Source organism: Roseburia sp. OM03-7AC, assembly GCF_003462625.1.
GTDB classification, from domain to species: Bacteria; Bacillota; Clostridia; order Lachnospirales; family Lachnospiraceae; genus Roseburia_C; species Roseburia_C amylophila.
In genome coordinates this window covers 18,841-41,928 of the sequence record NZ_QTZJ01000005.1, presented here as the reverse complement: position 1 = coordinate 41,928, position 23,088 = coordinate 18,841, and the positions used below count along the sequence as shown (strand labels likewise).

General features: G+C 41.0%; 20 protein-coding genes. 18 read left to right on the top strand and 2 right to left on the bottom strand.

Features of this window, described 5'->3' with window-relative positions:
- The first annotated feature begins 113 nt into the window (after nucleotides 1-113).
- The 7 genes from ispE (at nucleotide 114) to DXB39_RS10485 (ending at nucleotide 7,550) form a co-directional block, all read left to right on the top strand.
- A complete protein-coding gene (gene ispE / locus DXB39_RS10515; protein ID WP_117841735.1) occupies nucleotides 114-983 on the top strand; it encodes a 4-(cytidine 5'-diphospho)-2-C-methyl-D-erythritol kinase in 870 nt (289 codons plus the stop codon).
- A 39-nt stretch (nucleotides 984-1,022) separates the two neighbouring features.
- A complete protein-coding gene (locus tag DXB39_RS10510) occupies nucleotides 1,023-1,706 on the top strand; it encodes a GntR family transcriptional regulator (protein ID WP_117841736.1) in 684 nt (227 codons plus the stop codon).
- Between the two features lie 162 nt (nucleotides 1,707-1,868).
- Nucleotides 1,869-3,443, top strand: a complete 1,575-nt coding sequence (locus tag DXB39_RS10505; RefSeq protein ID WP_117841737.1) for a spore germination protein — start codon at nucleotides 1,869-1,871, stop codon at nucleotides 3,441-3,443.
- A gap of 2 nt (nucleotides 3,444-3,445) precedes the next feature.
- The gene (locus DXB39_RS10500) at nucleotides 3,446-4,642 is read left to right on the top strand and encodes a GerAB/ArcD/ProY family transporter (RefSeq protein ID WP_117841738.1); all 1,197 of its coding nucleotides are present in this window, start codon (nucleotides 3,446-3,448) and stop codon (nucleotides 4,640-4,642) included.
- Nucleotides 4,643-4,697: 55 nt separating this feature from the next.
- Nucleotides 4,698-5,837, top strand: coding sequence for a Ger(x)C family spore germination protein (locus DXB39_RS10495; protein WP_158565989.1), 1,140 nt, complete (start codon nucleotides 4,698-4,700; stop codon nucleotides 5,835-5,837).
- Between the two features lie 584 nt (nucleotides 5,838-6,421).
- Entirely contained in the window at nucleotides 6,422-7,063 is a 642-nt protein-coding gene (spoIIR, locus tag DXB39_RS10490; protein ID WP_158561838.1) for a stage II sporulation protein R, read from the top strand.
- Between the two features lie 40 nt (nucleotides 7,064-7,103).
- Nucleotides 7,104-7,550 (top strand): DUF1934 domain-containing protein, encoded by a 447-nt coding sequence (locus DXB39_RS10485; protein WP_022243709.1) that lies wholly within the window; start codon nucleotides 7,104-7,106, stop codon nucleotides 7,548-7,550.
- Between the two features lie 173 nt (nucleotides 7,551-7,723).
- Here the strand turns inward: DXB39_RS10485 and DXB39_RS10480 are convergent, their stop codons facing one another.
- A complete protein-coding gene (locus DXB39_RS10480; protein ID WP_117698024.1) occupies nucleotides 7,724-8,134 on the bottom strand; it encodes a hypothetical protein in 411 nt (136 codons plus the stop codon).
- Nucleotides 8,135-8,358: 224 nt separating this feature from the next.
- On the opposite strand from DXB39_RS10480, the gene tig reads away from it, so the two are divergent.
- The gene (tig, locus tag DXB39_RS10475) at nucleotides 8,359-9,552 is read left to right on the top strand and encodes a trigger factor (protein ID WP_158561536.1); all 1,194 of its coding nucleotides are present in this window, start codon (nucleotides 8,359-8,361) and stop codon (nucleotides 9,550-9,552) included.
- A gap of 39 nt (nucleotides 9,553-9,591) precedes the next feature.
- Nucleotides 9,592-10,983, top strand: a complete 1,392-nt coding sequence (gene asnS, locus DXB39_RS10470) for an asparagine--tRNA ligase (RefSeq protein WP_117697991.1) — start codon at nucleotides 9,592-9,594, stop codon at nucleotides 10,981-10,983.
- A gap of 125 nt (nucleotides 10,984-11,108) precedes the next feature.
- Here asnS and DXB39_RS10465 read toward each other — a convergent pair whose 3' ends face one another.
- Nucleotides 11,109-13,553: a GH36-type glycosyl hydrolase domain-containing protein gene (locus tag DXB39_RS10465; protein WP_117697992.1), complete on the bottom strand. Its 2,445-nt coding sequence runs from the start codon at nucleotides 13,551-13,553 to the stop codon at nucleotides 11,109-11,111.
- 384 nt (nucleotides 13,554-13,937) lie between these two features.
- Here DXB39_RS10465 and DXB39_RS10460 point away from each other — a divergent pair, with 384 nt between their 5' ends.
- The 9 genes from DXB39_RS10460 (at nucleotide 13,938) to DXB39_RS10420 (ending at nucleotide 23,067) form a co-directional block, all read left to right on the top strand.
- Nucleotides 13,938-14,978: a LacI family DNA-binding transcriptional regulator gene (locus tag DXB39_RS10460; RefSeq protein ID WP_117697993.1), complete on the top strand. Its 1,041-nt coding sequence runs from the start codon at nucleotides 13,938-13,940 to the stop codon at nucleotides 14,976-14,978.
- 16 nt (nucleotides 14,979-14,994) lie between these two features.
- On the top strand, nucleotides 14,995-16,428 hold the full coding sequence (locus tag DXB39_RS10455) for a hypothetical protein (RefSeq protein ID WP_147343730.1): 1,434 nt from the start codon (nucleotides 14,995-14,997) through the stop codon (nucleotides 16,426-16,428).
- Between the two features lie 127 nt (nucleotides 16,429-16,555).
- Nucleotides 16,556-17,515 carry a carbohydrate ABC transporter permease gene (locus DXB39_RS10450; RefSeq protein ID WP_117841742.1) on the top strand — a complete coding sequence of 320 codons (960 nt, stop codon included), beginning with the start codon at nucleotides 16,556-16,558 and terminating at the stop codon, nucleotides 17,513-17,515.
- Nucleotides 17,515-18,417, top strand: coding sequence for a carbohydrate ABC transporter permease (locus DXB39_RS10445; protein WP_022243701.1), 903 nt, complete (start codon nucleotides 17,515-17,517; stop codon nucleotides 18,415-18,417). Before DXB39_RS10450 ends, DXB39_RS10445 begins: the two co-directional genes overlap by 1 nt.
- A 240-nt stretch (nucleotides 18,418-18,657) precedes the next feature.
- Nucleotides 18,658-19,167 (top strand): QueT transporter family protein, encoded by a 510-nt coding sequence (locus DXB39_RS10440; protein ID WP_022243700.1) that lies wholly within the window; start codon nucleotides 18,658-18,660, stop codon nucleotides 19,165-19,167.
- A gap of 123 nt (nucleotides 19,168-19,290) precedes the next feature.
- Nucleotides 19,291-20,037 (top strand): helix-turn-helix domain-containing protein, encoded by a 747-nt coding sequence (locus DXB39_RS10435; RefSeq protein WP_117697996.1) that lies wholly within the window; start codon nucleotides 19,291-19,293, stop codon nucleotides 20,035-20,037.
- Between the two features lie 400 nt (nucleotides 20,038-20,437).
- Complete coding sequence (locus tag DXB39_RS10430) at nucleotides 20,438-21,325, top strand: DUF2156 domain-containing protein (protein ID WP_117697998.1); 888 nt, start codon at nucleotides 20,438-20,440, stop codon at nucleotides 21,323-21,325.
- Between the two features lies 1 nt (nucleotide 21,326).
- Nucleotides 21,327-22,199: a GNAT family N-acetyltransferase gene (locus tag DXB39_RS10425; RefSeq protein ID WP_117841743.1), complete on the top strand. Its 873-nt coding sequence runs from the start codon at nucleotides 21,327-21,329 to the stop codon at nucleotides 22,197-22,199.
- Nucleotides 22,200-22,293: 94 nt separating this feature from the next.
- Nucleotides 22,294-23,067, top strand: coding sequence for a ZIP family metal transporter (locus tag DXB39_RS10420; RefSeq protein ID WP_117841744.1), 774 nt, complete (start codon nucleotides 22,294-22,296; stop codon nucleotides 23,065-23,067).
- Nucleotides 23,068-23,088: the final 21 nt, after the last annotated feature.

Here is a 23,088-nt window from a genome sequence, read left to right as displayed (position 1 = left end):
TCATATATTTTATCGGTAAGAATGGGACAAAATATAAGAGGAAGAATTGACCTTTTTTAGAAAAAATGATAACATAAATTTGTATCATGTATACAAAATACAGGAGAAAAACAATGGACGAACTTGCAGTAAAAGCACTGGCAAAAATAAATCTTGGATTGGACGTATTGCGTCGGAGAGAAGATGGGTATCATGAAGTAAAGATGGTTATGCAGACCATTCATTTATATGACCAGCTTCATCTTAAGAAAATAGAGTCTGGCATACATTTAGAGACAAATCTTGGATTTCTTCCGGTAGATGAAAGTAATCTGGCTTACCGGGCAGCGAGACTTATGAAAGAAAAATATCAGATTGAAGAAGGCATTGATATCCGGCTGAATAAGCGGATTCCTGTTGCTGCCGGGATGGCAGGTGGAAGCACGGATGCCGCAGGCGTGCTTTATGGAATCAATGAATTATTCAATCTTGGAATAAAGCGGAAAGAACTGATGGAACTGGGCGTTCAGATTGGGGCTGACGTACCGTATTGCATCATGCGTGGTACAGCTTTGGCAGAAGGCATTGGAGAAAAATTAACTTCACTGCCACCGATGGTGAAGTGTCCGGTAGTGATTGCCAAACCGCAGGTCAGTGTATCTACTAAATATGTCTATGAGAATCTGAAGCTGGATGAGGATACACAGCATCCTGACATTGATGCCTTGATACAGAATATCCGCACAAAGGATTTGCCGGCAATTGCAGGTAGTATGGGAAATCTTTTAGAAACGGTTACTGCAAAGAAGTATCCGGAGATAGAGAAGATAAAAGAACTGATGCGGGAAAATGGTGCATTGAATGCCATGATGAGTGGAAGTGGCCCGACAGTATTTGGACTTTTTGATGAACTGGAAACGGCAAAAATGGCAGCAGCGATTGTACGCCAGAGCGGGCTCGCAAGGCAGGTCTTTGTAACAGAGATTTATAATAATAGAAGATAACAACATGCTCTTTATAAAAAAGGGTTGGAGGGTTAATATATGACAGATAATCTGGAATTAAATATGAATGCATATCTTCCTTTGCGAGATGTTGTATTTAATACACTTCGTGAGGCAATATTAAAAGGAGAATTAAAACCGGGTGAAAGACTGATGGAGCTGCAGCTGGCATCTAAGCTTGGAGTCAGCCGGACTCCGATTCGTGAGGCCATCCGGATGTTAGAGCAGGAGGGGCTTGCTGTAACCATACCGAGAAGAGGAGCCGAGGTTGCCCGCATGACAGAAAAGGACATGGAAGATGTGTTACAGATCCGGGCAGCTTTAGATGAACTGGCAGTGCAGCTTGCAACAGAACAGATTACAGATGAACAGTTTGATGCATTAGAACAGGCAAGACAGAATTTTGAAAATTCTTTAAAAAGTGATGATGTAAAAGAAATTGCACAGGCAGATGTAGCATTTCATGATGCTATTTATAATGCTACCGGAAATGCAAAACTGGTATCCATGCTGAACAATCTGCGGGAGCAGATGTATCGTTACCGTGTAGAATATTTAAAGGACGAGACGATTTATCCGAGATTATTAAAGGAACATAAGGATATTGCAGAGAGTCTTCGCAGGAAGGACAAGTCCCGTGCTTCAGAAACCATGCGGGAGCATGTGAAGAATCAGGCAGAAGCAGTCAAAGATATGATCCGTCAGCAGGAACAAGACCAATAGCATAAAGAAACAGGAATAAAAAAACAAAATACGGAAACACTAAGGACAGACCACACAGGGTCTGTCCTTTTTGCATATGCACAGGTGACTGGAAAATCGCATGTTTATATGCAGAGCTGGCGGACATCCGATACTATAAAAATTATGCCAAGGAGTTGATTTATGCAGCAGAAAGAAGAGAAAATCGCAGAGCACACCGCAAAGCATATCGTAGGACACACCGCAGAACATACAGCAGAACGTAATGCAGAACACAATGATGAAATTACAACCAGTTTGCAGGAAAATGCTGCACGTTTTCAGAAGATATTTTCCGGGTGTGCGGATATTAAAATGCGAACCATGAAGATAGGACAGAAGCAGCAGATTGCGTGTATGGCAGCATACATAGAGATAACCGGTGGTGGAGCAATTTTTGAAAAATCTCTCGTTGGCAGGCTTTTAAACGAATTGTGTCATTATAATGAAAAAGAAGTCTATGAGCGGCTGTCGCAGAATGCCCTTGGATTATCGGATGTTACGCCCTTTGATACTTTTTCGGATGCAGCAGCAGGTCTTCTGACCGGAGATACCATTCTATTTATAGATGGCTATGATAAAGCATTAAAGATTCCGGATAAGGGATACCCGTCTATGGGAATTTCTGAAGTAAATTCAGAAAAGGTAATCCGGGGCTCTAATGAAGGATTTACCGAGTCCGTAAAAGCAAATACGGCATTGGTACGTAAAAGGATTCGTTCTCCGAAAGTAAAGGTAAAAGAGAAAAAGGTAGGGCTGCGCAGTAAGACCAATGTGGATTTGATGTATATGGAAGATTTGATTTATCCCGGAGTTTTAGAGGAGGTAGAAAAGCGGCTTGATGGATTTGAAATTGACGGAGTCTTAGACAGTGGAATTATTGAACAGCTTACAGAAGAAAAATGGTATTCTCCATTTCCCCAGTTTCAGACCACACAGCGGCCAGACCGTGCAGCAATGGCAATTTTAGAGGGAAGGGTAGTACTGATTGCGGATAATTCACCAATTGCACTGATACTGCCGACGGATTATAACTCCTTCATACAGACCAGTGATGACTATTACAACCGCTGGGAAATTGCATCATTGGGAAGAATGTTACGTTTTCTGGCTTCTTTTTTTGCCATGACATTACCGGGACTGTATCTTGCAGTCTGTAATTTTCATACACAGATACTGCCGACGAAATTGCTGTTATCCTTTGCAGCAGCAAGACAAGGAGTGCCGTTTCCCGGGGTGGTAGAGGTGCTTTTGATGGAATTATCCTTTGAACTGTTGCGGGAAGCAGGCGTACGCCTTCCGGGAGCTATGGGGAATACCATAGGAATTGTCGGTGGGCTGATTATCGGACAGGCGGCGGTGGAAGCAAATCTGGTCAGTCCTATCGTGGTAATTGTGGTGGCATTTACAGCACTTTGTTCCTTTGCGGTACCCAATGAAGAATTTGCAACAGCATTTCGCATCTTGAAATTTTTCTTTATTGCCATGTGTGCGTGGCTGGGCTTTTTCGGCTTTTTGATGGCTTTGCTTGCGGTACTCATTCATCTGTCACATCTTAAGAGTTTTGGCATTCCATATCTGATGCCCTTTGTAGGCGCAGATGTAACGGATTATCAGGATGAGCGGGACAGTCTGCTGCGTCTGCCATTATATCAACTGCGGCACAGACCGGTTTTTGCGAGACGCCACAATCGTCTGCGGCTTAGGAGGAAAAAGTAATTATGTTTTCAGAAAATCAGAAAATATCAGAGAGGCAGATGGCAAGGCTCCTGATTTTTGATATGTGCGGAATCAGTACGTTGCTGCTTCCCGGACTGTTAGGAAAAATGCTTGGGACAGACGGCGTATTTGCCATATTGCTGGGAGCAGTGCCGGTGTATCTATTTACCTTTCTTCCAGAGCTGCTACAGGAAAAGCGGAAAAACAGTAATACCAGAAATGGCAGTAATACCAGCAATATCAGTAACATCGGGAAAAGTTATCCGGAGATTTTAAAGAAACAAGGCAATGGTTTTATTCGCATTTTTGTATTGGTAGTCTATACAGTCGAGGGAATTCTGCTGGCGGGCTATGGCTTATTTCTTTTAAGTGACCTGATGGTGAGTGAATTGTTAAAGGACAGTTCATTTGTGCTGGCAGCAGTTTTACTAATGCTTTTATGTGGCTATGGAATCTGGCAGGGCATCGAAGGGCGTGCCCGGGTGTATGAAATCCTGTTCTGGTTTGTATTTCTTCCACTTATTTTAATGCTGCTTCTGGCAACAAAGGATGTCAATACGATTTACTGGACTCCGGTAATGGTACATTCCTGGGGAAACTTTGTGAAAGGGACAGCGGCAGTCGTGCTCCTGTATGGCACAATGGCATTTGTTTTGTTTTTACAGCCCTATCTTGCAGAAAATGTCCGTGTAGGACGGACATGCCGGAAAAGCCTTTGTGTTACAGTGATTTTTAATGCTGCAATCTATCTGATTACGCTTGGCATCTTTGGCAGTGGCATGCTGCCGGAAATGAAATATCCGGCGATTACATTAATGAGCATGATAAAACTGCCAGGCGGTTTCTTCGAACGGCAGGATGCCTTTATGGTAGCAATCTGGTTCTTTACAATTTACGCATTTATCAATACCGGAATGTTTTATGCCTCGGATTTGCTGAAAGCTGTATGGCAAAAGGAAGGGCACCAAAAAGCGGATGGGAAAAATGAAGCGATTCAGGGAAAAGCCGATGCGAAAAGTATAGAAAAATTGATAATACTAATTGTAATGGTTCTTACATTTGCAGTCACATTACTTTTTTACCGGCTACCGGAGTGGAAAATAATGTTTATATGGATTCAGGCAATTGCATTTCTTCCGTTGACGGTAATTCTTCCGCTGTGCATTGGAGAGATAAGTAAATGCCGGGAAAAGGGATAGTGAAAAGGGATAGTGAAAAAGGATAGCGGAAAAAATGGTGGAAAGGAGCAGCAGTATGAAAAATAGAATCGTGACAATTGTTTCCATGATATTTTTGGCAGTCTTATGCCTTGGCGGCTGTGGAAATACAGAGTTGGAAGAACGGAATTTTCCATTGGCAGCAGCGGTGACTTTGACAAAGGAGAACTATCAGATGGCATTTGGCTTTGAGCAGCTTAAGAATGTGGCAGATGAGAAAAGCGAAAAAGAGAATACATCGGTACTTCTGGCGGAAGGAAAAGACTGCATGGAGCTGTTTTTACATGCAGATGGGGAAAATCCTGGAGAGATGGATTATAACCATTTAAAGGCATTGATTCTAAACAGGTCGCTGTTAGAGAATGAAAAGCAGCTGGGGGCATTTCTTGGGTATCTGGAAGAGGAAAATCTTTTTTCGAGGAATACGCTGCTTTTTGTTACGGAGGATGAACCGGATCAGGTGATGGAGATGGATACAGTTTTAAAAGAGCCGGTAGGAACTTATCTGAATGAAAGAATTGCCTCGGATGAACGTTTTAAGGACAGTGAGGCAGTTACCCTGGGCAGCCTGTTCCGGATATGGGAAAATGAGAACGAAAATCTGTGGATTCCCTATATTAACTGTGCAGAAGATAAAATGATACTGGAAAAATATTATCTGATGCAGGGCAGGACGGCAGCAGGCAAAGTGGACCGGGAAACGGGAGAACTGGCTTTGCTCTCAGAGCAGAAGATGAAAAGCTACAGCATTTCACTTGAAGATGCAGAAAGTGTAACACTTAGTAATTTATGCTGCAGCTATGCTTTTACGGAGCAGAATGGCCAGGTGACGGAAACCGTTACAATAAAGGCGGATGGAAAGTATCAGGGCAACAGGGAACTGCTGCAGAAAACAAAGCACAGGGATGAAAAATTGGAAGACCTTCATACAGACAGTCAGGATGAAAATGCTCTGATGGAAGTGGAAGCAGAAATAGAGCAGACTTTGGAAGAAAAGATGGATGCCATGACAGAAAAATTGCAACAGAATCAGAATGCAGATGGAACAAACAGTTATTATAAATTAGGGGCATATGCAAGGGATATTTATTTGCAATATCAGAAGGATTGGAGCAGTTACCGGAAAAACCTGACAGTGGAATATCATTGGGATGTCACGCTGGTGACATCTCCGTAGGATGCTGGACACCCGGTTACACTGGTAACATTGGCAACATCTTTGTAAGATGTCTGGTTCTGGTGATGCTGACGGCAGCCTATTATTTCTTAAGTTAATTTATTAATTTGACTTAGATTGGGCAAAAACAGAAAGATTACATTACTTTTTGCCCAAAATGAGTTGCAGAAGGAAGCATAGTCTTTGTTATTTGCTTCTGATTGGGTAAAAAGACTTCATTTTTCTAGAATCTTACCCAAACCGAGAGAACTTCGGAGATAACAGCAGAGGAGATTGGGCAAAAAAGAGTCATTTTTCTTAAATTATACCCAAATCAACTTCACCAGCGACTTTTGAGAGAAAAGTCGCAAACTCAACCGTGTCCCCAAAAAGAAAAGTTACAAGCTCAGCCGCATCCCACCAAGAAAAATTTACAACCCCACCCCATTTCTACATAAAATTTTCTCCCTCAAAAAGTTATCAAAATGTATAGAAAAAATTTTTTCGGTTATATTCCAGATAGAAAGTCAGAATGGTATGGCTAAAGAAAGCGTAGCAAGGAAAAAAAGAAACAAGAAATCAGAAACATGAAAAGGAGTTTTACCATGAAAGAATATAACCGAAAAAAATTGTATTTAAAAAGGGCGTTGTTCTATGGCATGCTGTTATTACTGTTGGTATTTACGGCAGGCAGTGCGAAAAAGGCTTATGAGGGGCGAAGAATGCAGGAGGACATTGCAGAAAAGATTCTGCGTTTCCATGTCAGGGCAAACAGTGATGGGGAAGCAGATCAGGCACTGAAGCTTAAGGTGCGGGATGCTGTTGGAAAAGAAATGGGAGAACTTTTGCAGGATGCTAAGACAGCCGAAGAAAGCAGCCGGATTGCAAGAGAACACTTCCCGGAAATTATACATATTGCAAAAGAAGTCATCCGGCAGGAGGGCTATGATTATCCGGTAGAGGTGAAATTATCTTCCGTGGAGTTCCCGGTAAAGACCTATGGCAGTTATACGTTCCCGGCGGGAACTTATCAGGCACTGGAAGTGATTATCGGAGCAGGCATGGGACATAACTGGTGGTGTGTCATGTATCCGAATATGTGCTTTGAAGGAAGTGTCTATGAGGTTGTGGATGGTAAATCAGAAAAGGTATTGAAGGATACCTTGAGTGAGACGGAATATCAGTCTCTGATGGAAGAGAAGAATTATAAGATTTCATGGAAATGGCTGGATTTCTGGGATAAATAGTGCTATACTGACCTGGATTTCTATAGAAGGAGCGGATTAGATGACAAAAGATGTAATTGTATCAATCAGCGGATTACAGATGCCGGCAGAAGGAGAAGCAGAGCCGGTTGAAGTGATTACAGTAGGGGATTATTACCAGAAAAACGGAAAACATTATGTGCTGTATGAAGAAGTAAATGAAGGTTTTGAAGGAAGCACAAAGAATATAATCAAGATGCAGGAAAACTGTATTGATATTACAAAAAAAGGAGTTTCCAATGTACACATGGTCTTTGAAAAGAACCGGAAAAATATGTCTTATTATGGAACGCCATTTGGAAATCTTCTGGTTGGAATTGATGCAAAGGATATTAAAGTGGAAGAGACAGAACATTGTATTGATGTGCAGATAGATTATGCATTGGAGGTAAACTATGAGCATCTGGCGGACTGTACCATTAAGATGAAGATTGCATCAAAAGAAAAAGGCGGATTCAGTCTTGCGTAGCTGGATGTAGAACAAAGAATGTGCCTTGGCACATTCCCGCGTCTGCGGCGGCCGCTTGCGACATTTACCTTATACACCGCAGTGCGCATCCTCGCGGAACGTTTTTTACTTTGCAGGAAAGCAATCTCCTGTAAAATAAAATAGAGCTGGGTGAAAACCCAGCTCAAGTTATTTTATTTACCAGCTTTTTCTTTTAACTTTGCCATAAAGCCTTTTTTCTTTTTGGCAGGTGCTTCGATAGGACCACGCATTCCTTTTACTGCGGTAATGTAAAGCCCGCTGACAGTAGCTTTTACTTCCTTCTTAACCGGAACGGAATCAAAAATCTGTCCGTCACAGATTAAAGTCATAACCTTTGGACCAACCTTTGCTTTGACGATTGGAAGTTTGGAACGGCGGAGCATTTTCGGAGTCTGGGCAATGACATTTGCCGGAAGACCGGAATCTTTAAGCCGCATCTTCTTCTTATCGATAATCAGCATGGAAATGGTCTGTGCTGCTGCTGCAATCTGGGCATCCTGTTCTTCTTTCTTTTTCTGAGCTCGTTTGCCCACAAAATAAAGAACAATCAGGGCAATAATCATAATAATCAGTATTGTTAATAATACAATCGCAAATTTTGGCACGATGAAAACCTCCTTAAGTAAAATCCAAATATGATTGTATCATTGATTGGCAGGATTGACAACCTGCAAATGCGAAAAATTCTATGAAATGCTTTTATTTTCGGTGAAAATGTGGTATCTTTAGAAAGTATGACTGACTGGAAAAATCCAGCCTTTGAATGAAAGACAGAAGGGAAATAAATATGAAGAAGAAAATAGTGGCAGTATTGTTATGCCTGACACTGGCATTTTCAGTAACTGGCTGTGGAAAAGACAAGAAAAGTGAATCGGTAGAGAATACAGAGAGCACAGAAGTGGTATCCAGTGCGGCAATTGATTTTGACCCGCTTGATTATGTGGAACTGGGCGATTATATGGGATTGTCAGTAGCTTTGACAGACGATTATTCCGTAAGTGATGATGATGTGAAGACTTTTATTGAGAATAGCGTAATTACCAACTATCCATACTATGTAGATACGGATAAAACAGTGGTAGAGGATGGAGATGCTGTAAATATCGATTATGAAGGATTAAAAGATGGTGTGGCATTCAGCGGTGGAACTGCAACAGATACGGTCTTAGAGATTGGAAGCAATACGTTTATTGACGGCTTCGAAGAAGGACTGATTGGTGCAAAAGTAGGGGATAAAGTAACCTTGAATCTTACATTTCCGGAAAGCTATAAAAATACAGACCTGGCAGGACAGGCGGTTGTGTTTAATGTAACCATCAATAAAATTGTTGAGAAGCAGGATATTACTTATGACAATATGACAGATGAATATGTGGCATATGTCAATGCTAAGGCCAGCCTTGGCTATGATACGGTAGATGAGATGAAGGCAGATGCACGCAATTATCTGGAATCTTCTAAGGAATCCTCCAAGAAATCTGCAATCCGTTCTGCAGTAATGGACAAGTTAGGAGAGGTATGTACCGTAAAGGAACTTCCGGATGGACTTCTGGATGCCCGTATGGAAGAAGTAATGGCACAGTATGAATCCTATTACTGCAGCGATGGAAGCAGCCTTAAGGATTATGTGGAAAATACAGCAAATCAGGATTATGATGAATTTGTAAGCAATGTAACTGACGAAGTGACATCAGATCTTAAGACACAGATGATTTTAGAGGCAATTGCAGAAAAGGAAGGCATTGAGTTTGACCAGGATGGCTTTGACAGCTACGTTGGAAATCTTATGAGCAATTACAGCTACAGCGATGAATCCACATTATACAAATCATATGGATTGAGCGCAGACAGCGGAAAAGAATATTTAAAGAAAGTATATGTATGTAATCTGGCACTTCAGAAAGTAGTTGACAGTGCAACTGTTGAAGATGAGGCAGGAACAGAAAATGTTACAGATACTGAATTAAATACAGAAAACTAAAAAGGATTAGAAAATTTTTTATCTAAGGGGGATAGAAAAATGGAACTTGTTGACATCAGAGATTTATTTCACCATCAGGAAGATTATGTAGGTAAGAAGATTACCGTCGGAGGCTGGGTAAGAAGTAACCGTAATTCTAAAAACTTCGGATTTATCGTAGTAAATGACGGAACTTTCTTTGAGCCACTGCAGGTAGTATATGCAGACGGACTGGAGAATTTTCAGGAGCTTACCAAAATTAATGTTGGTGCAGCTATTGTTGTTACCGGAGTGCTGGAAGCTACACCGGAAGCAAAACAGCCATTTGAAATTCAGGCAGAGGAAATCGTAATTGAAGGCGCATCTGCACCGGATTATCCGTTACAGAAGAAACGCCACAGCTTCGAATATTTAAGAACTATTTCACATTTAAGACCACGTACCAATACCTTTGAGGCAGTATTCCGTGTACGTTCCCTGATTGCATATGCAATTCATAAGTTCTTCCAGGAGAGGGACTTTGTCTATGTACACACTCCGCTGATTACCGGAAGTGACTGTGAGGGTGCGGGAGAAATGTTCCAGGTTACTACCATGGACTTAAATAACATTCCACACAAGGAAGACGGAAGCATTGATTATACACAGGATTTCTTTGGAAAACCAACCAATCTTACCGTAAGTGGACAGTTAAACGGAGAGACCTTTGCACTGGCGTTCAAAAATATTTATACCTTTGGACCAACCTTCAGGGCAGAGAATTCCAATACTACAAGACATGCTGCAGAGTTCTGGATGATTGAGCCGGAAATTGCATTTGCAGATCTGGAAGATGACATGGTACTGGCAGAGAGTATGCTGAAATATATTATTTCCTATGTTATGGAACATGCACCGGAAGAAATGCAGTTCTTTAATTCCTTCGTAGACAAGGGACTGATTGAACGGCTGAATAATGTATTACATTCCGATTTCGCAAGAGTGACTTATACAGAAGCCATTGAACTTCTGGAGAAGAATAATGATAAATTTGATTATAAGGTATCCTGGGGCTGTGACCTTCAGACCGAGCATGAGCGTTTCTTAACAGAGCAGGTTTTCAAGAGACCGGTATTTGTAACAGATTATCCAAAGGAAATCAAAGCCTTCTATATGAAACTCAATGAGGATGGCAAGACAGTTGCAGCAGTTGACTGTCTGGTGCCAGGAATCGGAGAAATTATCGGAGGAAGCCAGAGAGAGGATGACTACGATAAATTATTAGAAAGAATCCATGAACTTGGATTAAAAGAGGAAGATTACAGCTTCTATCTTGATTTACGTAAATATGGTTCTGCAAGACATGCAGGCTTCGGACTTGGATTTGAAAGATGCGTTATGTATCTTACCGGTATGGCAAACATCCGTGATGTCATTCCGTTCCCAAGAACCGTTAATACCTGTGAATTGTAAGAGCAGCAGGTTATAAAAGAAGTATATAGAAGAAGGGCGTATGAAAAAACTTTCGTTTTTTCATACGCCCTTCTTTTGAATCATGGATTGATTTTATATAAGATAAATAAAGGGAGGTATTTTGCTTAACCCATAATTACTTCAACAGTAACTTCTTTCTTAGACGGATCAAATGGAATCATATTGCCATCAGCAATAACACCATCCACAGTAAGAACCTTGACACCTTTCTGTACGCCATTTGGATTCTTTACCTGAATGTGATAAGTTACACCACGGAAATCACGTTTTGCGGTAAAACCGGATAAAGTAGATGGAATACATGGGTCAATTACAAGACCATCATAATCCGGACGGATACCTAAGATATACTGGGATACATCAAGGAAAGTCCATGCAGCAGTACCGGTAAGCCAGCTGTTCTTTGCTTCACCGAAGTTTGGTGCATCTTTTCCGGCAATCATCTGAGAGTACACATATGGCTCAGTGCGGTGGATTTCGCTGATATCTTCGATATAAGCAGGACAGGTTCTGGTGTATACCTGCCATGCACGGTCGCCACGTCCAACGACTGTTTCTGCAATGGAAATCCATGGATTGTTGTGACAGAAGATACCTGCATTTTCTTTGTATCCAGGTGGATAGGAAGAAATTTCACCGAGCTCTACATGGTATTTGTGATAAGGTGGCTGCAGCAGTACAATACCGTATTTGGTATCTAAGTATTTTTCAACAGACTGCATTGCCTGAAGACAATTGCCTTCTTTCAGTCCGATTTCTGCCATAACACAGAATCCCTGCGGCTCGATAAAGATTTTACCATCGTCACATTCTTTGGAACCGATTTTCTGTTTGTAGTGGTCGTAAGCTCTTAAGAACCATTCGCCATCCCAGCCGGCATCGAGAACGGTTTTTTCCATGGAAGCAATTGCTTCTTCCGCTTCTTTGGCTTCTTCTTCCAGACCTCTGTGTTTGCAGATTTCTACATAATCTTTACCATATTTTACAAACATGCCTGCGATAAATACAGACTCTGCATTTGGTCCCTCAGATGGTCCGAAGGTCTGGAAGGATTCACCCGGCTCTTCTGAGAAGCAGTTTAAGTTCAGACAGTCATTCCAGTCAGCACGTCCAATCAGAGGAAGTCCATGTGGTCCTAAGTGTGTTCTGGTATAGTTGAAGGAACGTCTTAAATGTTCCATAAAATCGGTTGCTTTGCTTTCGTCATTATCATAAGGAGTGATTTCATCTAAAATGGAGTAATCTCCGGTCTCCTTGATATAAGCAGCAGTACCGGCAATGAGCCATAACGGGTCATCATTGAATCCGCTTCCGATATCAGCATTTCCTTTTTTGGTAAGTGGCTGATACTGATGGTAAGCACTTCCATCCTCAAACTGGGTAGATGCGATATCTAAAATACGCTGTCTTGCACGGTCCGGAATCAGATGAACAAATCCTAAAAGATCCTGACAGGAATCACGGAAGCCCATGCCTCGTCCAATTCCGGATTCGAAATAGGAAGCGGAACGTGACATATTAAAGGTAACCATACACTGATATTGATGCCAGATGTTTACCATACGGTCTAACTTCTCTTCGGAAGAAGATACGGTAAAGTGGTTTAAAAGGTTATTCCAGTATTCTTTTAATTCTGCTAAAGCAGCGTCAGCTTTTTCTGTGGTATCAAAACGTTTTAATAATTCTTCTGCCGGTTTTCTGTTGATGCATCCGTTTTCAGCAGGACCATCCCATTTCTCGGCAACCGGATTCTCTACATAACCCAGTACAAAAACAAAGGATTTTGATTCGCCCGGTGCAAGAGAAACCTTGATATGGTGGGAACCAATCGGAGACCAGCCGCTTGCTACAGAGTTCTTAGAGGTTCCGTTTATGACAACTTCCGGCGCGGAATTTTCGCCATAAGCACCAAGGAAAGATTCACGGTCGGTATCGAATCCGGCAAGCTGGGTATTTACAGCATATACCGCATAATGATTACGGCGTTCGCGGTATTCTGTCTTATGATAAAGGGCAGAGCCGTGAATTTCCACTTCACCAGTACTGAAGTTACGCTGGAAGTTTGTCATATCATCCATGGCATTCCACAGACAGAATTCTACATAAGAGAATACGGAAATTTCTTTGTGTTCGCTGCCGTGGTTGGTCAGTGTCAGTTTGTTAATCTCACAGGTATTTCCCATAGGAACAAACATGGTCAGCTCTGCGGATAACTGATTTTTGCTTCCCTCAAAAACAGAGTAGCCTAATCCATGCCGGCACTGATAGGAATCTAATTCAGTCTTGGCTGGCATCCATCCCGGATTCCAGATGGTGTCACCATCTTTGATATAGTAATAATGTCCATTGCTGTCATAAGGAATATTGTTGTAACGATATCTTGTAAGACGAAGGAGCTTGGCATCTTTATAGAAACTGTATCCTCCGCAGGTGTTAGAAACCAGTGAAAAGAAATCTTCACATCCTAAATAGTTGATCCATGGAAGTGGAGTCTTTGGGGAAGTGATGACATATTCTTTCGCTGCATCATCGAAATGTCCAAATTTCATAATTAAATAACCTCCTTAAATACAATAAGTCCGAAAACGATTAAGAGAGGTATTTCTTTAGGTTGAGTATAATATAAGAATCAGGAAAAAGCAACAGAAATATTGAAGAAAGTATGCATTTTAGGAGAAAAGAGCGAAAATGACAGCTTTTTGTCATATGAATCGAAAACACCGAGTGATAACGATTAAGTAAAGAGAAAGAAAAAAATCGACTTAATATAGAAGAAAGAAAACAAGATTAGTAAAAAATGCACAAAACTGACGACTTAAAACTGGATAACTGTTACAAATATACAAAAAATAGTTGCATTTCACACTGAATATGTTATGATAAAGCTACGAAAACGATTAAGAAAAGCAACTCAAAACAGTGAGGTGCAAAAGATGGTATCTTTAAAAGACATTGCGAAAGAATGTGGTGTATCAACTGCAACAGTTAGCAAAGCACTGAATGGACAACATGATATTGGAGAAGAAACAAAAGCAAGAGTAAGAGAGACAGCAGAGCGGATGGGGTATTTTCCAAATGCAGCTGCCAGAGCATTAAAGACCAACCGTTCCTACAATGTAGGAGTCCTGTTTCAGGAAGAAGCAGGAAGTGGTCTGACACATGAATATTTTTCAGGTGTGCTAAATGGAATTAAGGTGCAGGTTGAGAAGATGGGATATGATGTAACATTTATCAACAACAGTTACGGAGTAAAGAAAACCTCATTTTTTGAACATTGCAGATACCGGAACTTTGAAGGAATCGTTATCGTGTGTGCTGATTTTGCCAGCCAGGGAGTGCTTGAATTAATGAACAGTGCATTCCCGGTAGTGACCATTGATTATACACATTACAATTGCACAGCAGTTTGTTCCAATAATGTAAAAGGAATGGAAGAGCTGCTGAAGTATATATATAAGAAGGGTCACCGAAAAATTGCTTACATACATGGACAGAAAAACTCGAATGTAACAAGAGAAAGACTTACAAGCTTTTACCGGACGATGGAAGAACTTCATATTAAGGTAAATGAAGATTACATTCGGGAAGCTGCTTATCTGGAAACAAAGGGAGCGGCGGAGCAGACAGAAATTTTACTTGATATGGATGACCCGCCAACCTGTATTCTTTATCCGGATGACACCTCTTTAATCGGAGGAAAAAACGTGATTATGGAACGTGGGATGCATATTCCGGAAGATGTTTCCATTGCAGGATATGACGGAACAAGAATTTCCCAGTTATCTCATCCGAGAATCACAACGATTCGTCAGGATACAGAAGAAATAGGAAGAGAAGCAGCACGGCGTCTGATTGATGCCATCGAGAAACCGAGAACTACTCTCATAGAGAGAGTCGTTATAGAGGGCACATTGATTACCGGCCAGTCGGTAGGAGAGCTGCCTGAAACAACATCCGAAGAGGATGAAAAATGAGAAGGAGGAGAACTCAATGAAAAAGAAACTTATCAGTACTTTATTATGCGTATCCATGGTAGCAGCTATGGTAGCTGGATGTGGATCAGGGGATGACACAAAGGATGCGAACAATGATGCATCCAACACAGAAGGAACAGCAGATGCAGATACGGACACAGACAGTGGTTCTGATTCTACAGAAGTAGAGAACACCATCACCGGTGATCCAAGTGCAGATGATGCATTCGTAGTATGGGGCTGGAACGATGACATCAAGAACATTTTGGATGGACCGTTTGCAGAGCAGTATCCGGATCTTGCAAAACGTATCGTATTCGTAAATGCAGGTGGATCTGATTATTATCAGACAAAGATTGATGAAATCTTAGATGACCCAAGCAATGAATTGTACCCAGACCTGATGGGACTTGAGGTTGACTACGTTTTGAAATATGTAAACAGTGACTGGCTGACCTCAGTTGGTGATTGTGGAGTTACAGCAGATGATTATGCAAATCAGTATCAGTATAATCTGGATCTTGGTACCGTAACTGGTGAGGATTCATCTGATGCAAACAATGTAAAAGCATTATTCTGGCAGGCTACTCCTGGATGCTTCCAGTTAAGAGCTGATCTTTGTGAGAAATACCTTGGAACAACTGATCCTGCTGAATTAAGCACAATGTTCTCTACATGGGATGGAATCCTGGAAGCAGCAAGAAAAGTAAATGATGCATCAAGCGGAAAATGTAAACTGTTCTCTGGTTATGATGAGTGTTTCCGTGTACTTTCTAACTCAAGAGCAACTGGTTGGTATGGCGATGACGATGTAATTTCTGTTGATGATAATATGACACAGTATATGGATCTTGCTAAGACAATGGTAGACGAAGGATTAACCTATGAAACAGACCAGTGGTCAACAGACTGGTATGCAAACATGGAAGGTGACGGCGAGACATCTAATGCAGCAGTTGCTTACTGTGGATGCCCATGGTTCACATACTGGAGCTTAAAAGATACCTGGAAAGGTAACACAATCCTTGTAAATGCTCCGGAACAGTTCTACTGGGGTGGTACAGGACTTGCAGCAACAGCTAACTGTGCAGACAAAGAAATGGCTGGAACAATTATCAAAGCATTTACCTGTGACACAGACTTCATGGTATCTATCAATGCAAAGAACAGTGATTTCGTAAACAACAAAGAAGCTGTTAAGAAGATTTCTGAAGCAGGCGCAACATGTGACTACTTATATGAAGCAGCTGGTCAGGACATCATGGCATTCTACTTACCAATGGCTGATTCCATCAGTGCTAAGAATGCAACAGCAGAAGATCAGAACATCAACTCTGCTTGGGCTACTCAGGTGAAAGAGTATGCAGCAGGAAACAAGGATAAGGATACTGCAATCGCAGATTTCAAATCCGCAGTACATGACTCCTATTCATACTTAAAAGCTGAATAATCAGTAAAAGAACAATAACTATGCTGCCCTTTCCGGCATGGGAAGGGCAGCATTTATAAACAAAACTATTGGAGAGTTATTTTAAAATATAGGGAAATGGAAGATGGATTGAGAGGAGTTGGCAAAGATGGACAAAAAGAAAAAACGTAAACATATTGAATATGGCAGATATGGATACTTCTTTATCGCCCCATTCTTCATTGCATATTGTCTGTTTCAGTTATGGCCGTTATTTAATACATTTTACTATAGTACATTAAGCTACTATAAGAGAAACGGTAGAGAATTTATTGAATTTTGCGGATTAGACAATTTCAAAAATATTCTCGGACTGACAGCCGGTGAAAAAGGATATGCATTGATTTATTTGAAAAATACACTGGCAATGTGGGTATGTAACTTTATTCCACAGATTTTAGTTTCATTGTTACTGGCAGTATGGCTGACTGATAACATTGTAAAATTAAAAGCTCAGGGCGCATACAAAATTATTATTTACTTACCTAGTATTATCACAGCAGCGTCTGTATCTGTTTTATTCAATGCAATGTTTTCCCAGTATGGACCAATTACACAGACTTTACGTGATATGGGAATCATTTCACAGAAATTTAACTTTATGACAAGCGTCGGCGGAACGCGGGGATTAATATCATTTATCCTCTTCTGGATGTGGTATGGAAATACAACCCTGTTGCTGATATCAGGAGTTTTGGGAATTGACCCAAGTCTTTATGAAGCGGCTGATATCGATGGAGCAACCGGATGGAAGAAATTCCGTTATTTAACACTTCCATTATTAAAACCGATTATGTTATACGTATTGATTACTTCCGCAATCGGTGGTTTACAGATGTACGATATCCCGGCATTATTCAATGTCAGTAAGTCAGGACTTATCGGACAGCCGGATGATTCATCCACAACAATGGCAATGTACATCATGAGATTATATCAGAGTGATGTAGGTAAGGCAGCAGCAGTATCTGTATTCCTGTTTATTCTGACCTTGATTATTAGTCTTATCTTCTTCGGAACGATGACGGATCGGAGCGAGAAGAAACATAAGAAAGGAGGGAATCGATAATGGCAAGTTTTGATATGGCAATGAGCGGACAGACATCCCAGCCAAAACAGAAAAGTTATTCGAAAGTATTACATACAAAAAGAGCAATCCGAGGTTTGATTTGTATCCTCTTCTGTCTCCTTAGTTTACTGCCATTCCTTTTAATGGTTATGAATGCGACCAGAACTTCTGGAGATATTCAGGCAGGTGTATCCTTGATTCCTTCCTCCCACCTGATGGAGAACTGGAACATGCTTCTTCAGAAGCAGAATGGTATGAGATTAACATTAGGAAGAGCAATGTTGAACTCCTTATGTATCACAGTACCAGGTACCTTCCTTGCAGTATATTGTTCCTGTATGACAGCTTATGGAATTCATGTATATAACTTCAAAGCAAAGAAGTTTGCATGGGCGTTCATCATGGCAATCATGATGGTGCCGAACCAGATTACAATCATTGGTTTCTACCGTTTTATGTTAAAACTGAATCTGGTAGATACTTATATCCCATTGATTATTCCTTGTATCGCAGCACCGGCAGTTGTATTCTTCATGAAACAGTATATGGAAAGTACCTTATCCATTGAAATGATTGAAGCTGCACGAATTGACGGAGCAAGAGAATTCCGGATTTTCAATACCATTATCATGCCGATTATGAAACCGGCAGTAGCAACACAGGCAATCTTCCAGTTTATTGCACAGTGGAATAACCTCTTTACCCCAACCATCATGTTAACAACTGATGAGAAGAAAACACTTCCATTGTTTGTACAGATGCTGACATCTGATCAGTTCCGTGTAGATTACGGTGTTGTATATGTAGGTCTTACCGTAACGGTACTTCCATTAATTATTGCTTACCTTATCCTTTCAAAGTATATTGTAGCAGGTGTAGCACTTGGTGGTGTAAAGGGCTAATAAAAATACAAGTAATTCTTTTTTTCCATTTCCTCATACAAAATATAATTAAGCGCAAAGAGAGGTTGCCGAAAGGCAGCCTCTCTTTGTGGGTGCATACAATCGCTTGCAATTAGACAAGTTCTGTGATACACTTTCAAACGTTGCAAGTACCCCGTAAAACCAAGGTCTTAGGGGAAGAAGAAACCGAGTGTTCGAGACCTTCCACTCGTAAAACAAAACTAGAGGAGACAAAAGAATATGAGAAACAAAAAAGTATTATTTATTGTGCAGGCTGCGTTAATTGCAGCAATCTATGTGGCACTGACTTATCTTAGCAGTATTGCAGGACTGGCATCCGGTACGATTCAGGTGCGTATTTCAGAAGCATTATGTATTCTGCCAGTATTTACGACTGCAGCAATTCCGGGATTATGGCTGGGATGTTTTCTGGCAAATATGCTGACAGGCGGGATTCCGGTGGATGTTGTGTGCGGAAGTATTGCAACTTTGATTGGAGCGTTTGGAACTTATGCATTAAGAAAGCATAAATTCGCATGTACATGGCCGCCGGTTATTGCAAATATGGTGATTGTACCTTTTGTATTACGCTATGGTTATGGCTTTATTACAGAATATAAAGGCGTTGACTGGTCGATTCCATTTAATGCACTTACTGTTGGAATCGGAGAAGTTATCACTTGTGTGATTTTAGGCAGTGTATTACTCCGGGTACTGAATAAGTACCGCAATGTAATCTTTCATGAATAATAATAAAAATAATACTTGCAATTTAAAATGCCATAAAATATAATGGTTTTAGACCAAAGAGGGTATATTCGAAAGAATATGCCCTCTTTTTACATCTGAAAAATACTTAAAGAGGGTGATTGATTGAAAACATTAGAGACAAATGACTGGATGATTTTAAATAGTATTATTTATAAGATTTATACGACGGAAGATGCAGATATTATGCGGGAGCAGTTTTTAGAGCAGATGAAGATGGTGCTGGATTTTGACAGTGCAGATTTTTTTCTCGCAGACAGCCAGGAGAGCAGGCATCTGGTAAGACCGGTCACTTATAATTGTGATGATGAATCCCCGATGTATGATGAAATGAATTCGAATCGCGGAATTGTATATAGCGGAAAGAGTCTGGTGTACCGGGAAACAGATATGATATCGGATGAAAAAAGGGTACAGACAGAATATTATCAGAAGGTGTACCGGCCAAATAACTGGCATTATGCAATCCAGATGATATTGGGAAGAAATAAAGAATTTTTAGGCGTTGTCACTTTTTACCGGACAATCGGAAAAGATAATTTCCAGTATGATGACATTTTTATTCTGGACATGTTAAAAGATCATCTGGCATTCCGGTTATATAAGGACGGACAGCAAAAGGATGAAAGGGCAGAGAAACTAACGATAACAGAAGTAACAGAGAAATATGAACTGACAAAGCGGGAGCATACGATATTGCAGCTTTTGATGCAGGGAAAGGATAATCATACCATCTGTGAAGAATTGTCCATAAGCGTAAATACATTAAAGAAGCATATCTTAAATATCTATCGGAAGCTGGGTATCAGAAACCGTGTTCAGATGTTTAAAATGATTAAAGAAAAAGAGTGATTTTTCTATATCGAAAATCTGATGGATATTTTTGCATTGCCGGAAGAGGAAGCAGAAAATTTATTGCAGGGTGGTAAAGAACAGTAAAATATATATTGGAATAGCATGATTTAAGGAGAAGGTTCGCTATTGTCATAACCGATGGAAGGAGACAATAGGGAATCTTTTTTTACTTTACAGGAAATTGTTTTCCTGTAAAGTAAAAAACGCTCCGCGAGGATGCGCACTGCGGCGTATAAGGTAGATGTCGCAAGCGACCGCCGCAGGCACGAGAAAGTGCCAAGGCACATTCTTTGTTCCGATAAACTTGAAAATATGTTTCAAGTAGTTTATGGCAGGAGCAGAATTTGACAATCTGGGGTATAATAATTGAAGAAGAAAAGAGAATGAGGAAGATGATATGATAGAATTTAGACCAATAACCATAGATGACAGAGACTGGATGAGTGAAAAGCTTAGGGAAGATAACCGACAGGGCTGCGAATACAGCTTTGCAAATAACTTTATCTGGTCTGTGATATATAAAGTGGAAGTGGCAGAAGTCTGCGGCTGCTGCGTGATAAAATTCGATGCAGAAGGGGAAGACTGTTATGCATTCCCAATTGGAGCAGGAGATAAGAAGGCAGCAATTATGCAGCTCCTTACACATGCAAAAGAAGATAACAGCAAGCTCTATATTGAAAGTATTGAGGAGGCAGACCGGGAGTTTTTAGAAACGTATTTTTCCGGTATTTTTCAGATCGAAGAAAACAGGGACAGCTTTGATTATATTTATACAGTGGACAAGCTGACCAGTCTGGCAGGAAAGAAGCTTCATGGCAAACGAAATCACATTGCAAGATTTAAAGATGACGAGGATTGGAGTTATGAGCCAATGACAGCGGAAAATAAGCAGGAATGCTATGATATGAATCTTAAGTGGTGCGACCGGAGAGCCTGCAAGTGGAATGAGGATATGAGTGATGAGCAGTGTGCCCTGAATCAGGCAATGAAATATTTTGATGAGTTGCATTTAGAAGGTGGCATATTGCGTAAGGCTGGAGAAATCGTAGCATTTACCATAGGAGAACGATTGAATTCCGATACTTATGTAGTGCATTTTGAAAAAGCATTTCCGGAAATACAGGGTGCTTATCCAATGATTAACCAGCAGTTTGTAATGCATAATTGTCAGGAGTATAGTTATGTAAACCGAGAAGATGATGCCGGGGATGAAGGACTGCGAAAGGCAAAATTATCCTATTATCCTGATATTTTGCTGAAAAATTATACTGCACGGGAGATTTAAGATGGAAATACGGTTTGCAACAAAAGAGATGATTCCACAGATAAAAGAGATTTGGCATCGGTGCTTCGGGGATGAAGAGGACTATATGGAATTCTATTTCACGCACCGGTTTACGGAAGAAAATATGCTGGTGTGTATGGAAGATAAGAAGCCTGTGGCAATGACAACATTTCTTAAGGCGTATCTTGTGACCGGGGAAGGTGAGATACCGGTACATTATGCTTATGCAGTAGCAACCCTGCCGGAATACCGGGACAGGGGCTATGCAAAAATACTGTTAGAAAAAGGAAAACAGCATTTTCAGACACCGATTGTCTTAGAACCAGCCAGCGAAAGCCTCATATACTATTATGAGAAGCTGGGCTTCCGTATGGCATTTTGCGTAGCAGAGCGAACCATTCTTCCGGACGAAATTGCAGAAGCAAAAGGGGAAGAAAAAGGGCAGCAGGAATACTGGCTGCTTACAGTGACACCGGATGAGTATGTGCAGCTTCGGGATGCTTATTTTATGGGAAATGGTTATATCCGCTGGGATAAGGATGCAATCACTTATGCGTTGCTGGAAAATGACTATGCAGATGGTTATGCTTATAAAGTGCAGCACCATGGCAGAGAGGATCTTTTATTATTCCGGGAAGAGGAAAATGTAATCGAAGTATTGGAAACAACTTTATCAGAGCAGGATTTGCTGGCGGTATTAAAGCGTCTTCGGATAAAAGTTCCGGTCAGAGTCAGAAAATCTTTGGCGGCAGTTGAAAGAGAAGAACGAGTCGGAAATGGTAAAAAAAAACCGGGCTATCAGAAAAAAGATTTTGGCATGATAACCGGATGTGATGAGGCGGAGAATGGGTACTTGAATCTTACGCTGGAGTAGAAACTTTATGAGATAAATTCTATATGAGAGAAGAATTTTATGAGAAGATAATGAAATGCTACTTTAGAATAGCAAATGTGAAAGGAGGTTTTATATGATTGGAGTATATATCTGGATTCCGTTTGTAGGAACATTTTTAGGGGCGGCCTGTGTGCTGTTTATGACTGGGGAGTTGAAGCCGCTGGTGCAGAAATCCCTGCTGGGATTTGCGTCCGGAGTCATGGTGGCGGCGTCGGTATGGTCACTATTGATTCCGTCTTTGGAAATGTCAGAAGAAATGGGAAGGTTGTCATTTATTCCGGCAGCAGTTGGATTTGCCCTTGGAATTGCATTTTTGCTGATTTTGGATAGGCTTATTCCGCATTTACATTTAAACAGTGATGAGCCGGAGGGAATTAAAGCACACCTAAAAAAAACAACCATGCTGGTACTAGCAGTTACCTTACATAATATTCCGGAAGGGATGGCAGTGGGTGTAGTATTCGCAGGATTTCTGATGGGCAGCGGAAATATTACTTTGACAGGAGCACTTGCCCTGGCAATCGGTATTGCCATTCAGAATTTTCCGGAGGGTGCAATTATATCCTTGCCACTTCGCAGTGAAGGAACCGGAAAAGGAAAAGCATTTCTTTATGGTGCACTGTCTGGCATTGTAGAACCAATAGCTGCAATTATAACCATTGCAGCAGCATCCATAGTGATTCCGATTCTGCCGTATCTGTTATCGTTTGCAGCGGGCGCCATGATTTATGTGGTAATCGAGGAACTGCTGCCGGAGGCATCCACAGGCAGCCATTCGAATATTGCAACCATATGGTTTTCAGTAGGATTTCTGCTGATGATGATACTGGATGTGGCACTGGGATAGAAAATCCCGGATATCTGATAA